General features: G+C 58.7%; 13 protein-coding genes. All 13 read right to left on the reverse strand.

The window, feature by feature from the left end:
• Positions 1 to 11: 11 nt before the first annotated feature.
• A complete protein-coding gene (locus tag GAO09_RS22705; RefSeq protein ID WP_153358012.1) occupies positions 12 to 1,493 on the reverse strand; it encodes a mannitol dehydrogenase family protein in 1,482 nt (493 codons plus the stop codon).
• Between the two features lie 72 nt (positions 1,494 to 1,565).
• Positions 1,566 to 2,339 carry an L-iditol 2-dehydrogenase gene (locus GAO09_RS22710; RefSeq protein WP_112728763.1) on the reverse strand — a complete coding sequence of 258 codons (774 nt, stop codon included), beginning with the start codon at positions 2,337 to 2,339 and terminating at the stop codon, positions 1,566 to 1,568.
• A gap of 46 nt (positions 2,340 to 2,385) precedes the next feature.
• Positions 2,386 to 3,390, reverse strand: a complete 1,005-nt coding sequence (locus GAO09_RS22715) for an ABC transporter ATP-binding protein (RefSeq protein ID WP_153358016.1) — start codon at positions 3,388 to 3,390, stop codon at positions 2,386 to 2,388.
• Positions 3,391 to 3,402: 12 nt separating this feature from the next.
• Positions 3,403 to 4,227: a carbohydrate ABC transporter permease gene (locus GAO09_RS22720; RefSeq protein ID WP_153358018.1), complete on the reverse strand. Its 825-nt coding sequence runs from the start codon at positions 4,225 to 4,227 to the stop codon at positions 3,403 to 3,405.
• 11 nt (positions 4,228 to 4,238) lie between these two features.
• On the reverse strand, positions 4,239 to 5,111 hold the full coding sequence (locus tag GAO09_RS22725; protein WP_153358020.1) for a carbohydrate ABC transporter permease: 873 nt from the start codon (positions 5,109 to 5,111) through the stop codon (positions 4,239 to 4,241).
• Positions 5,112 to 5,262: 151 nt separating this feature from the next.
• Positions 5,263 to 6,576: an ABC transporter substrate-binding protein gene (locus tag GAO09_RS22730; RefSeq protein WP_153358022.1), complete on the reverse strand. Its 1,314-nt coding sequence runs from the start codon at positions 6,574 to 6,576 to the stop codon at positions 5,263 to 5,265.
• A 147-nt stretch (positions 6,577 to 6,723) separates the two neighbouring features.
• Entirely contained in the window at positions 6,724 to 7,677 is a 954-nt protein-coding gene (locus GAO09_RS22735) for a sugar-binding transcriptional regulator (protein WP_153358024.1), read from the reverse strand.
• Positions 7,678 to 7,824: 147 nt separating this feature from the next.
• Positions 7,825 to 8,508, reverse strand: a complete 684-nt coding sequence (locus GAO09_RS22740; protein ID WP_153358026.1) for a GAD-like domain-containing protein — start codon at positions 8,506 to 8,508, stop codon at positions 7,825 to 7,827.
• A 6-nt stretch (positions 8,509 to 8,514) separates the two neighbouring features.
• Positions 8,515 to 9,252, reverse strand: coding sequence for a polymorphic toxin type 15 domain-containing protein (locus tag GAO09_RS22745; protein ID WP_153358028.1), 738 nt, complete (start codon positions 9,250 to 9,252; stop codon positions 8,515 to 8,517).
• Entirely contained in the window at positions 9,242 to 10,180 is a 939-nt protein-coding gene (locus GAO09_RS22750) for a DUF4123 domain-containing protein (RefSeq protein WP_153358030.1), read from the reverse strand. Before GAO09_RS22750 ends, GAO09_RS22745 begins: the two co-directional genes overlap by 11 nt.
• 316 nt (positions 10,181 to 10,496) lie before the next feature.
• The gene (locus tag GAO09_RS22755; RefSeq protein WP_153358032.1) at positions 10,497 to 10,835 is read right to left on the reverse strand and encodes a hypothetical protein; all 339 of its coding nucleotides are present in this window, start codon (positions 10,833 to 10,835) and stop codon (positions 10,497 to 10,499) included.
• Between the two features lie 95 nt (positions 10,836 to 10,930).
• Positions 10,931 to 12,757: an ABC transporter ATP-binding protein gene (locus GAO09_RS22760; protein WP_153358034.1), complete on the reverse strand. Its 1,827-nt coding sequence runs from the start codon at positions 12,755 to 12,757 to the stop codon at positions 10,931 to 10,933.
• A 57-nt stretch (positions 12,758 to 12,814) separates the two neighbouring features.
• A complete protein-coding gene (locus GAO09_RS22765) occupies positions 12,815 to 13,978 on the reverse strand; it encodes a M20 aminoacylase family protein (protein ID WP_153358036.1) in 1,164 nt (387 codons plus the stop codon).
• Between the last annotated feature and the right edge of the window lie 60 nt (positions 13,979 to 14,038).

A 14,038-nucleotide genomic window follows, 5' to 3' on the forward strand; every position in this document is an offset into this window, starting at 1 on the left:
GGCATCAGCCCTTACTTGACCAGTTCGTCGGCAAGATAGAGTTCCAGCGTTTTCGCCGTACCCTCAGTCCAAAGCGTCTTCAGCGCATGCGCAAAACGCTTGCGGAACAGCTCGTTGCCGGAGACTTCGCCAAAGATCTCGTCGAACACCAGGAAGGCGTCCGGATCGTCCTTGGCCTTGATCGCGGCAGCCTGCAGCTTTTCGGCGCTGGTGTCGTTGAAGACGATCTTGCGGCCGCTATCCGACGTGCCGGCAAAATAACGGCACCACAGGGCAGACACCAGCGACAGACCGACGATATCGAGGCCCTGATCGAGACGATCACGCGTCGACGGCAGGATGAATTTCGGCTGACGGTTGGAGCCATCCTGCGCCAGACGCGGAATGGTATCGCCGATTTTTGGATTGAGGAAACGGTGCTCGATCAGATCAAAATAGGCATCGAGGCTGGTATCCGGCACCGGCGGCACGATCGGGATGATCTCTTCCTTCTCCAGCTTAGCGAGGAAGGCGCGGATCAGCGGGTGTTCCATCGCCTCATGCACGAAGTGGATGTCGAGCAGCTCACCCGGATAGGCGATCGTTGCGTGACCGCCGTTGAGGATGCGCAGCTTCATCAGCTCGTAAGGGGCAACGTCCGGCACGAACTGCACGCCGACTTCTTCCAGAGCAGGACGGCCGAGCGGAAAGTTGTCTTCCATCACCCACTGCTTGAACTCTTCGCAGAACACCGGCCAGTTGTCGTCGATGTTGAAATCGTTTTTCAGGATGTCGATTTCGCGCTGGCCGGTGGCCGGGGTGATGCGGTCGACCATCGAATTCGGGAAGGCGACGTTGTCATGGATCCACATCGCAAAATCGGGATCCGACATTTTTGCCAGACCGACAACGGTGTTTTCCGTGACGTGACCATTACCCGGAATGTTGTCGCAGGACATGATCGTGAACGGTGCCAGACCACGCTCGCGGCGAACTTTCAGACCAGCAAGGATAAGACCGAACACCGTCTTCGGTGCGGTCGGGCTCTTGCCGTCCTCAACCATGGCCGGATGCGCCGGGTTGAAATGACCGGCCGCGTCGATGAAATAACCGCCTTCGGTGATGGTCATCGAAACGATGCGGGTGGTCGGGTCCGCCAGCTTTTCGATCAACGCCGCCGTTTCGCCCGGCGCAATGATGTCGATCATCGGGGCGGTGACGCGGGCGCCGGTCTTGTTGTTGTCCTGCTCGACAACGGTGGTCAGGAAATCCTGGGCTTTCAGCTTTTCGCGCATGGCGGCGTCGGATGGCATGACGCCGGCGCCGGTGATCGCCCAGTCATGACCCTTGCCGGTATTGAACAGGTCGTCGAGATAGATCGCCTGATGGGCGCGGTGAAAATTGCCGACGCCGAAATGCACGATGCCGTGCGACAGCGTTTTCGGATCATAAGCGGGAATGGCAGCGGTTGCCTTGGCCTGATCCAGCGTGGCCAGCGAAAGTTTTACGGTCATGTCTCGGTCCTCAAGGGTCCTGAAATATCAAATACATGCGTGACCGCCGCAAACGGGCGGTCAGCGGGAGCCTCAGCTCATCCAGTTGCCGCCATCGACATTGTAGGTCTGGGCGACGACGTAATCGGCATCGCGGCTGGCCAGAAACACGGCCATGCCGGTCAGATCTTCCGCCGTGCCCATGCGGCCGAACGGAACAGCCTCGCCGACCAGTTTCTTCTTTTCGCCGCGCGGGCGGTTTTCATGCTTGGCAAACAGCGCATCGACGCCGTCCCAATGCTCGCCGTCAACGACGCCGGGGGCGATCGCGTTGACGTTGATGCCGTGCTTGATCAGGTCGAGACCGGCGGACTGGGTAAAGCTGATGATCGCCGCCTTGGTGGCGCAATAGACGCCAACCAGCGCTTCGCCGCGACGGCCGGCCTGGCTTGCCATGTTGATGATCTTGCCGCCCTGCCCGCGTGCGATCATCGACTTGGCGACGGCCTGCAGCATGAACAGCGAACCGGCAACGTTGATCGAAAACAGCGTGTCGTAGCTCTGCCTGGTGATTTCCACGATCGGCGCCAGATCGAACAGCGCCGCATTGTTGATGAGGATATCGATGCCGCCGGTCTTTTCCTCGACCGTGCGGATGGCCGCGTCGATGGATGCCTGATCGGTGACATCCAGCTGCACTGCATAGGCCTTTGGCCCGATTTCCTTTGCGGTCTGTTCGGCGCGTTCGATATTGATATCGGCGATGGCCACGGTCGCGCCTTCGCGCACATAGGCTTCGGCGAACGCGCGGCCGATGCCGCGCGCTGAACCGGTGATGATTGCCGACTTTCCTTCCAGTCTACCAATGGGTGCAGAACTCACAGTCTCATTCCTCGATAATGCAATCGCAGTCTCAGCCAGCGATGCGCAGGCCCTGATCGTCGAAACGGTGCAGTCTCGTCTCATCCGGCGTCAGGTAGACGGTATCGCCGTGATGGGCGCCGAATTCGCCACTGGCGCGCGCCGTCATCTTGCCGATGCCATCGACATTAAGATGCAGGAAGGTATCGGCGCCGAGATGTTCGGCAACCGAAACCGTGCCCTTCCAAAGGCCGCTTTCCTTGGACAGCGTCAGGTGTTCGGGACGGATGCCGGCGGTCTTTGCATTCTTCGACTGTGCGTATTCACCTTCGATCAGGTTCATGCGCGGCGAACCGATGAAGCCGGCGACAAACAGGTTGCGCGGCGTATTGTAGAGTTCCATCGGCGAACCGACCTGCTCGATATTGCCGCGATTGAGAACCACGATCTTGTCGGCCATGGTCATGGCTTCGATCTGGTCGTGGGTGACGTAGATCATCGTCGTTTTCAGCTGGTTGTGCAGGTCGCTGATTTCCAGACGCATCGTGCCGCGCAGGGCCGCATCGAGGTTGGACAGCGGCTCGTCGAACAGGAAGGCCGACGGTTCACGGACAATGGCGCGGCCGATGGCGACGCGCTGGCGCTGACCACCGGAAAGCTGGCCGGGACGACGTTCGAGGTAATCGGAGAGGTTAAGAATGCGGGCGGCATCCTCGACCTTCTTATCGATCTTCGACTGTTCCATCTTCGCCATCTTCAGCGGGAAGGCGATGTTTTTACGCACGCTCATGTGTGGATAGAGCGCATAGGACTGGAACACCATGGCAAGGCCACGCGCGGCCGGGGCTGCTTCTGTCACATCCTTGCCGTCAATGGTGATCGTGCCACCGGTGACGTCTTCCAGACCGGCAATCAGGCGCAGAAGCGTGGACTTGCCGCTGCCCGACGGACCGACGAAAACGACGAACTCGCCATCGGTGATTTCCAGATCGACGGATGGAATGACCTTGGCTTCGCCAAAGTGTTTCTGGACGTTTTTGAGAGTAATGCTGCCCATGAGACCAATTCCTTACTTAACCGCGCCAAACGTGAGGCCGCGAACGAGTTGCTTCTGGCTGAACCAGCCGAGGATGAGGATCGGCGCAATCGCCATGGTGGAGGCAGCCGATAGCTTTGCCCAGAACAACCCTTGAGGTGACGAGAACGAGGCGATGAAGGCCGTCAGCGGTGCCGCATTGGTGGTCGACAGCTGGATGGTCCAGAAGGCTTCGTTCCAGGCAAGGATGATGTTCAAGAGCAGCGTGGAAGCGATGCCCGGCACCGCCATCGGCGTCAGCACGTAGACGATTTCCTTCCACAGATTGGCGCCATCCATACGCGCGGCTTCCAGGATCTCGCCCGGAATTTCGCGGAAGTATGTGTAGAGCATCCACACCACGATCGGCAGGTTGATCAGCGTCAGCATGATGGTGAGGCCGATACGGGTATCAAGCAGGCCAAAATTGCGGAACAGGATGTAGATCGGCAGAAGCACCGCAACCGCCGGCATCATCTTGGTGGAGAGCATCCACATCAGGATGTCCTTGGTGCGCTTGCCGGGTGCGAACGCCATCGCCCATGCCGCCGGAATGGCGAAGATGAGGGCGAGAATGGTCGAACCGATCGACAGGATCACCGAGTTCATGAACGGCTTGAAATAGTCACGCTGCGTCTGCACCGTGATGTAGTTCTCGAACGTGCCGGACGGGATCAGGCTGAACCCGTCGATGGCTTCCGGCTCCGTCTTGAAGCTGGTGATGACCGCATAGAGGATCGGGAAGAAGATCACCAGAGCGACGACCCAGGCAAGGATGGTCCAGGCGATCTTGCTTTGCGTGGTGGATTTGCGAGCCATGATCGTCTCTCCTACTTGTCCAGGTTCTTGCCGACGGCGCGCATCAGGAAGAAGGCGACGATATTGGCGAGAACGACTGCGATGATGCCGCCTGCGGCACCGCCACCGACGTCATAACCGAGACGTGCCGTGCGGTAGATCAGGAAGGTCAGGTTTGTGGACGCGTAACCGGGGCCGCCATTGGTGGTGACGAGGATTTCCGCATAGATGCCGAGCAGAAAGATCGTCTGGATCAGAATGACGACCGTGATGGCGCGGGAAAGATGCGGCAGCGTCAGGTAGATGAAGCGGTTGACGAAATTGGCGCCGTCCATTTCGGCGGCTTCCTTCTGCTCACCGTCCAGCGACTGCAGGGCGGTCAAGAGGATCAGCGTTGCAAACGGCAGCCACTGCCATGCGACGATGATGATGACAGAAAGCAGCGGATATTGCGCAAACCAGTCGATTGGCTGCACCCCGAAGAACCGGGCGATATCGGCAAACACCCCGTAACTCGGGTGCATGATCATGTTCTTCCAGATCAGCGCTGCCACCGGCGGCATGACGAAGAAGGGCGAGATCACCAGAATGCGCACGATGCCTTGGCCGAAAATCGGCTGGTCGAGCAGCAATCCGATGGCGATGCCGCCGATCACGGTGATGGCCAGCACACCGACCACCAGGATCAGCGTGTTCCAGATCGCCGTGAAGAAGGCCGGATCCGTGTAGAAATACTGGTAGTTGAAGAAACCACCGAAGCTGACATTCTGAGGCGTCAGAAGATTGTAGTTCTGGAACGAGTAATACAGCGTCATCGACAGCGGTATGACCATCCAGACCAGTAGGGCAATGACGGAGGGCGCCATCATCAGCCGCGCCAACGTCTTGGTATTCTGCGTTGCCATTTCAGCGACCCTCCCTTGAGTGGCCACGCGCATCGCCTCGGCGGGAGGCACACGCGCGGTTTCATCTTCTTGTTATGGCTTGTGCCCGATGCCGCGGGCGGCGGTGCAGCTGCCCGATTGAGCGGGCAGCTACGGTCCTTGGGAGGACTTTTTACTTGATGTAACCGGCGCGGGTCATGTCGCGGGTTGCCGTTGCCTGAGCGGCGGCAAGCGCGTCTTCGACCGTGGACTGGCCGGCGATGACAGCCGAGAACAGCTGACCGACAGTGGTGCCGAGAGCCTGGAATTCAGGGATCGCGACGAACTGGCCACCGGTGTAAGGCACCGGCTTGACGGTCGGCTTGGTGATGTCGGCAGCGTCCATCGCGGCAAGCGTCGGAACGGCAAACGGTGCAGCCTTCGTGTACTCTTCGTTCTTGTAGAGCGAGGTACGCGTGCCCGGAGGAACGTTGGACCAGCCTTCCTTGGAAGCGACGAGCGCCGTGTATTCCTTGCTGGTTGCCCAGGCAATGAATTTTTGGGCCGATTCAGCCTTCTTGGAAGAAGCAGGCACCGCAAGATTCCACGACCACAGCCACTTGCCGTGGTTGTCTACACCTTCCTTGTTCGGGAACATGGCGTAACCGACCTTGTCGGCAACCTTGGAATCCTTCGGGTTCGATACGAACGATGCGGCGACGGTCGCGTCGATCCACATGCCGCACTTGCCCTGCTGGAACAGCGTCAGGTTTTCGTTGAAGCCGTTGGAAGACGCACCGGACGGGCCGGCATCCTTCATCAGGTCGGCGTAGAACTGCAGCGATGCCTTCCACTCCGGCTGATCGAACTGCGGCTTCCACTGCTCATCGAACCAGCGACCGCCGAACGAGTTGTTCAGAGCCGAAACGAAGGCCATGTTTTCGCCCCAGCCGGCCTTGCCACGAAGGCACATGCCGCTGATGTCGGCCTTGCGGTCGGTGGTCTTGCGAGCCGCGTCAGCAATGAATTCCCAGGTTGGCTTTTCCGGCATTTTCAGGCCGGCTTTTTCGAACAGGTCCTTGCGGTACATGATCATGGCGGATTCGCCGTAGAACGGTGCCGCAAAAAGCTTGCCGTCCATCGACAGGCCACCGCGGATGGCGGGCAGCAGGTCGTCCATGTCGTACTTGTCGCCGAGGCCGTCGAGCGGCAGCAGCCACTTCTGCTTGGCCCAGATCGGAACTTCGTAGTTGCCGATGGTGACGATGTCGTACTGGCCACCGCCGGCAGCGATATCGGTCGTCACGCGTTCACGCAGGACGTTTTCTTCGAGGGTGACCCACTCGACCTGGATATCAGGATTGGCCTTGGTGAATTCAGCAGTCAGGCCCTGCATGCGGACCATGTCGCCGTTGTTGACAGTTGCAATGGTGAGGGTTTCGGCAGAGGCCATACCGGCAAACGCCAGCGCCGAGCAGGCGCCCAGCAGAACGGTCTTCAATGTCATATCTTCCTCCCGAGAAGATTAAATGCGAGCATTCGCTTTGCTCGTGGGCAATTACCTATCAACACCTGACAGAAGTCAACACGGATTCGTCGCTGCACTGCGATTGAAACGTTTTAAATAATTGAATTTAAACGAATAAATATTTGCTCACAGGGAGAGCAACTGCTCAGCTGCCGATTCATCGGTGATCAAGCCATTGATTAGCTTACCCTTGAGGGCTGCAGCCATGGCGGGAATTTTTCTGCGCCCTTGCGCAATTCCTACAACCGAACATGTGCCCCGCGACGGGATCGGCACGGAAGCGACACGCCCGTTGATGGGGTTGTCGAGCAGTTTTCCGTCGTGATCGAAAAACCAGCCGCAGATTTCGCCGGCTGCACCATTCTCCACCAGCATCTGCATTTCCTCACGCTCGAGAAAACCATCAAGGCAGAGCGGACCATCCGGCCCGAGTTCACCGATACCGACAAACGTGACATCGGCCATGGCACCGAGCTTGATGGTGGAACGCACCAGCGCCTGATCATGCAGCGTCTCGCGCTCCTCGATCGAAGTGCACATGACCGGCAGCGGCATCGGAAAATGCCGCGCCTTGATGGCATCGGCCATGGAGAAAATGACGTTGTAATAGGCCGCCGATCCGTCCGGTCCGATATTGCCGGTGAGCGACACGATGCGGTGTTGCGGACATTCCATCGGCGGCAACTGATCGACCGCCGCCTTCAGCGTGCGGCCCGTACCGATGGCAACGATGATCGGATCCGGCCGCTTCAGCCAGCGTTCGATTTCGGCAGCCGCCGCTTCGGCGATACCGACCGTGGTGGAGACGGCCGCGGGATCGCTCGGCACGATCTCGATATATTTCAGGTCATGCTTGGCTTTCAGCGCCTCGGCGAGTTCGAGGCAAGCGGCGATCGGATGGTCGAGCCGCACTTTGATCAGCCGCTCGGCAACGGCAAGCGACACCAGCCGTTGCGCCGACTGTCGGGAAATGCCCATGGCGCTGGCAATCTCATCCTGGGTGCGTCCCGCGACGTAATAAAGCCAACCGGCCCGCGCCGCATCGTCGAGCCGTCCTTGCGAATCCGACCGTTTTGCCATGACAGAAATCTCCTCTTGCGATTTGCTGACATGTTTTGGGAGGGACTGTCAAACGACAGGAAGTGAATGCACGCTTTTGTCCTCATGATGCGGCGTTGGTGCCGCTGGGAAACGCAGTTGGAGATCGTAACCTCTCATGCGCGGATATCATCCCTGCCGGCCAATGAAGCGCCGGAAATCCGTCCCCATGTAAATCCCGTCGTCGGTAAATTTATCGGCGATATATTTCAGAGGTCCAAAATCCTGGAGGACAGAAATCTGTACTTCCGCATCGACCTTTTCGATCCTGTTTCCCTGCTTGGCGATCTGGAGTGCCGGCACCCAGGTAAACATCTGCCCTTGAGAAAGTGGGCCATGTTTGGCCACCGCCTTGCTGTGAAGATCACCCTTGTCGATATAGCGCGGCGTGACCGTGCCCAGTTTCAACGCATGCGCCAGAAAGAAATCGAGATGGTTTTCACCGGTGGGGGGAGGATTGAACCGTCCTGCCGTAAACTCGCCGAGTTGCGAATGAACGCTGTAGCTCATCGTTGTCCCATCGCTCATGTGCAAGTCCCCGAATGCCCCCATGGCGTAGACAACCAGCCGTTCCGGATCAAATTCCGGGTCGCCTTCAAACCAGTCCCTTATGACGGGGGCAAAGGTTGCCGGGTCGCACATCTGCATGAAACCATCGCCGAAAATCAGCTGGTTACCATGCCGTCGCCAGAATTCGAGCAGCCCTTCAGGCAGAAGGCCCCGATAGCGAGCCACCTCCTCTTCCGGAACCGGCGATGCCGTTTCAAGATTACTTGCATAGGCAAGAAGCGGCTCGTAGTCGGAATAGGGCATGAACGGTTACTCCGGATAGCTCTGGGGGATCGTGTCTGCGATGCAGGCGGGAGAACTGTCGAACTTCACCGTCATGAGATGGCATCCATTCGCCTGCAGATTGCGCGCATGTTGCTCGAGTTGCGTCGTTTTGCTGGGCCAACTTCCACCGATCGATCGGTTAACGTTCAGGTCGCCCATATCATAATATCCCGTTGGTTCGCCGCCAGCCCCCATGTCAAGCCTGTGTAAAGCTTCGTATCCGAGAGAGTGCCAATCCTGTCCGGGGTTTCGCGTCTGCCAGGAGGTAATCACCCGGTCCCTGGCCTGACTGACACCCGGCAATGCTTCTACCCCTGACCTCTTGAGAAGCTTGTATTGGGCGCGATTGTTCAACACCTGCGTCGGGCTCATTGTGCGCATCGTCGTCTCTTGCACCCGCAACTGTGAATCGTAAACCCTTTCCTTCGACGTTCCTATAAACCGCGTCTTGTTGAAGCAGAAGGTTTTCTCGGGACACCTGTCCTTGTCCTCGCAATCGCCGGTACATTCATCGGTGCGTGTGTCGGGTGGATCCGCCGGCTTGGGTTCTGCCTGAGGTATGATTTCAAGCCCTGGCGGCGGCGGCGGGAACGGAAGCGGCGTCTGGTTCCTGGGTTGGAGGAGACGGTTCCAAAGATCACTCAGCGCCCGTCCTGCGTCATTTACCTGACCGGGGGTCAGTGGCTTATTTCCCTTGAAGAAAAGTCCCCCCTTACCGGCCATCGCGGTTCAGCTCCTTTTTAGCAAGCGAAATCAACGTATTAATGTCCCAATCATGGTCGGCGCCCGGGCGCTGCAGGTGCGCGCGCACAGTTGGCGACCGGCCGAAATTGCCGTCGGAAACCAGATCAAGCCAGGCCCATTTCTTTCGGTTTTCGCCAGACAGGATCCCCAGTTCTCTGGCAGACGCCTCGCTTCTGTCGACAACGGTATCGATATCTTGCTCACTGACGGGCCACTGGTCAGCCGCCATAGTGCGTATATACCGTTTGATACCTTGGCGGATGGCGCCGGAACGCCGCTCCCGGATCCGTTGCATCGTCGCCGCGTCAAGCGTCAATGGTCCTTTGGGCAAAGTAGAGAATGCTCGTGCCCTCCTGACCTTGTGCCATCCGGGCCTCTCCGCATAGTCGTCGGCAGGCAGAAACAGGACCGTTGCCGAGCCTAAAAACCGTGAGAACTGCACTTCGTCGAATGCGGGAAGTGTCTGGGCCAGCACGTTCGGATCGAAATGACGGAACAGCACCCATTCGAAGGCATCTCTACTCCCGCCTTTTTCGGTGGCTACCCTCACCTTGTTCAGTCTGCGAAGGTGTTTCCATAACGCCTCCTCCCCATCCGGATACGCCCAGAAAACAACACAGGCCTTTTCCAGCGCGAGCCTTTCGATATGATCCCGAACATGATCCTTATCCAGCCGGACGAACCAAGGCCCGTCACGGCGCATAGCGATATCGCCACCGTCAAGAAACAGCGATCGACTGCTGATTCCGGCATCGGCCAGATCGTCTTCAAGATCATCGAACTGCGATCCGTCGAGAACGGCGAACAACGGCGCAGACGTAACAGTTACCAACTGACGAAATGAAAGGGACCGCGGGTCCTCGCTGAACGTCTCGGAAAACGGACGGTCGAAAGAAGACGAATCCATCCGACTAACCACACAATCGAACGGACAGTCTCGTCATGCGTTTACATCGACCTGCGCGCCTCACTTTGAAGGAAAAGACAGGGGAACTGAAAAACGCACATGAAAAGGTCAAGCTCATGAACAACTCCAAATGTCTTCAAAATCAATAAAGGCACCACCGGAGGCGACCGGCGCGGAATGCATGTCATGCGTGCATTCCGCAACATAGGTTCCGACCCACGAAGGTCAAGCACAGGAAGCTCAAACAGAAGAATGAGCGGCCTCGGGAGTTTCAGCGCTCCGTTTAAGCGTCAAAAGACGACGCAGCCCGTAGCGCTCACTTGGGGTAGGTCCTCACCCGCTCGATCGACACGGCCACGCCATCCTGCATGCCGACGAAGATCGAAATGCGCGGTGAGAACGGCTCGAAAATGCTCTTTTTCGGCCGTGCAAAGATCACATGCAGATCACCAGGCTTGATGTTGCCGTAGCCTTGCTGTGCCGCCTGCTCCGGTGGCGACACGAAGTTGAATTCCATCACCTGAACGTCGGAAAACGGGCCGGCCTCAAGCGCCTTGCGTATCTCGGCGGCCGTCTTGCCGATGATGATCTGCACGGCCTTCGCCTCAAGTTCCTGGAGCGCCTCAGCCTCGGAGAGGTCCTCGGTCTGCGCCATAGCCCGACCTCTATCGAAACCGGGCGGCGCCAGAACGGCAAAAGCGGCGAGAAAAATCCCCGCCGCCCTTTTCACCCACGATGACCGCCCTGGCCTCACGCCACCTGCACGAGATGCCCCTCGGACACCTCGCGGTATTGCCGAACCGGTGGCACATAATCCACCGGGCGGATCGGGCTCTTGATCTCGTCGGTCGACATGTTGCGCTTGATCGAACGGCGCGACGGATCCGGCACAGGAACGGCGGCGATCAGTTTTTGGGTATAGGGATGCTGCGGATTTTCGAACACCGCCGCACGTGGACCGATCTCGACGATTTCGCCCAGATACATCACAGCCACCCGGTGGCTCACCCGTTCCACCACGGCCATGTCGTGGGAAATGAACAGAAATGCCAGCTTCAGGCTCTGCTGCAGGTCCAGCAACAGATTGCAGACCTGCGCCTTGATCGACACGTCGAGTGCCGACACCGCCTCATCAGCCACGATCACTTTTGGATCAAGCATGAGCGCACGGGCAATGGCCACACGCTGGCGCTGGCCGCCGGAAAATTCGTGCGGAAAACGCCGCATCATGTCGGGCGACAGGCCCACCTTGGCCATCAGGTCGGCGGCCTTTTCGCGCGCCTGTTGTTTGGTGCCGAGATGGTGCTCGACAAACGGCTCCATGACTGCCGAACCGACGCTCATGCGCGGGTTGAGCGAAGCGAACGGGTCCTGAAAGATCATCTGGATCGAGCGGCGCATGGTGCGCAGAGCCGAGCGGTCGAGTTGCATCACCTCGTAACCGTCCAGCGTCACCTTGCCCTCGGTCGGTTCGACCAGACGGGTGATCGACCGCCCGGTCGTCGACTTGCCGCAACCGCTCTCACCCACCAGCGACAGCGTCTCGCCGGCAAACAGCTGGAACGACACCTTTTCCACCGCATGCACGGCGCCGGATTTGCGCGCGAACAGGCCTGAGCGGATGTCGAACCGTGTCGTCAGATCTTTTACGTCGAGGATCGGCGTCTTGCCCTTGGCGACCGTGTCGGCAACATCGGCGGTCGGTATCTGCTCGCCGGTGGTCGTGTCGATGATCTGAAACCGTTGCGGCAGTTTGCGCTCGCCCATCGAGCCCAGTTTCGGCACGGCCGACAGAAGGGCTCGTGTGTAGGGATGACGACCGCGGTGAAAAATGTCGTCGGTGACGCCGGTTTCCACCTGCTCGCCGCGGAACATCACGATCGTGCGGTCGGCCACTTCCGCCACCACGCCCATGTCATGGGTAATGAAGAGAACGGACATGCCCTCCTCTTCCTGCAGCACCTTGATGAGGTCGAGGATCTGTCCCTGAATGGTGACGTCGAGTGCCGTCGTCGGTTCATCGGCGATCAGCAGCTTTGGTTTGGTGGCGAGCGCCATGGCAATCATCACGCGCTGGCGCATGCCGCCGGAAAATTGATGCGGATATTCGTCGAAACGGTTCTTGGCGTTGGGAATACGCACCTTTTCCAGAAGCCGGATCACCTCGGCCTTGGCTTCCGCATTGGAGATATCACGATGCACTGTGAGCGCTTCCGAGATCTGCCTCCCGATCGGGAAGATCGGGTTGAGGCTCGTCATCGGCTCCTGAAAGATCATGGAAATATCGTTGCCGCGCACGCGCCGCATCTGCTCTTCCGGCAGTGACAACAACTCCTTGCCGCCGAGCCTCACCTTGCCTTCGATCTTGCTCGTCGCCTTGGGCAGAAGCCGCATGATCGACAGCGAGGTGACCGATTTGCCGGAACCGCTTTCGCCGACGATCGCCACCGTCTCGCGTGGCGCAACGTCGAACGAAATGTTGCGCACCACCGATTTCCACTCGTTGTTGACGCGAAACGACGTGGTGAGATTTTCCACCGACAAGATCGGGGCGATACCCGTCACAGAAGGCTGCATGCCATATTCCCCTTGATGATTGGTTCTTGAACAGTCCCTGTCATTCTGGCTGCCGGCTCAGACCGCCAGCGAGGTTTCGGCCAGCGTCACCCAATAGCTTATGCCGTAGGGCAAGGCCTCGTCGTTGAAGTCGTAAGCGGCATTGTGGAGATTGGCCGTGTCGCCATTTCCAATGAAGATAAACGCGCCGGGGCGTTTTTCCAGCATGTAGGAGAAATCCTCGGCTCCCATATGCGGTGCCATGCCGGTGTCGACGGCCCGCTCGCCAGCCACCTTTGCGGCGACAGAGGCGGCAAAATCCGTCTCGGCATCATGGTTGAAGGTGACCGGATAACCGCGGCGATAATTGACCTCGGCGGTGGCGCCATGGGCGATAGCCGTGCCTTGAGCGATTTCCGTCAGGCGTTTTTCAGCGAGATCGCGGGTTTCCGGCAGCAGCGTGCGCACCGTGCCGGTCAGTTTTACGAAATCGGCAATGACATTGCTTGCCTCGCCTCCATGGGTGGTGGCAACGGTCACGACCAGCGATTTCAGCGGGTCGGTTTCGCGCGAAACGATCGATTGCAGCGCAATGATGATATGCGCCGAGGCGACCACCGGATCAATGGAACGGTGCGGCTGGGCGGCATGGCTGCCGCGACCGTTGACGGTGATTTCGAACGTGTCGGCAGCGGCCATCACGCCGCCCTTTCGAGTGGCGAATTCACCAACGGGCAGTTTTGGTTCATTGTGCATGCCATAGACCTGATTGATGGCATATTTGTCCATGAAACCGTCATTGATCATGGCGAGCGCACCGGCCCCGCCCTCTTCAGCCGGCTGGAAGATTACGGCGACGGAACCCTTAAAATTACGGGTTTCGGCGAGGTATTGCGCAGCGCCCAGCAGCATGGCCGTGTGCCCGTCATGTCCACAGGAATGCGCCTTGCCCGGCGTCTTCGATGCCCATTCCTTGCCGGAGGTTTCAAAAATCGGCAGTGCATCCATGTCGGCACGGAAGCCGACAACCGGTCCATCGCCATGTTTGCCCTTGATGATACCGACGACGCCGGTCCTGCCGATGCCGGTTTCCACCGTGTCACAACCGAAGGATTTCAGCTTGTCGGCAACAAAGGCCGCCGTCTCGTGAACATCGTAGAGAAGCTCGGGGTTCTCATGAATGTGACGCCTCCATCCGGCGACGGTTTCCTGCATTTCGGCGGCACGATTGAGCACTGGCATTCGCAAGACCTCGTTGTTTTATCGTCATTTCCCACTCTGTTGGCAGGGATATTGCGACGC

It is taken from the genome of Endobacterium cereale, from assembly GCF_009617585.1.
Taxonomy (GTDB): domain Bacteria; phylum Pseudomonadota; class Alphaproteobacteria; order Rhizobiales; family Rhizobiaceae; genus Neorhizobium; species Neorhizobium cereale.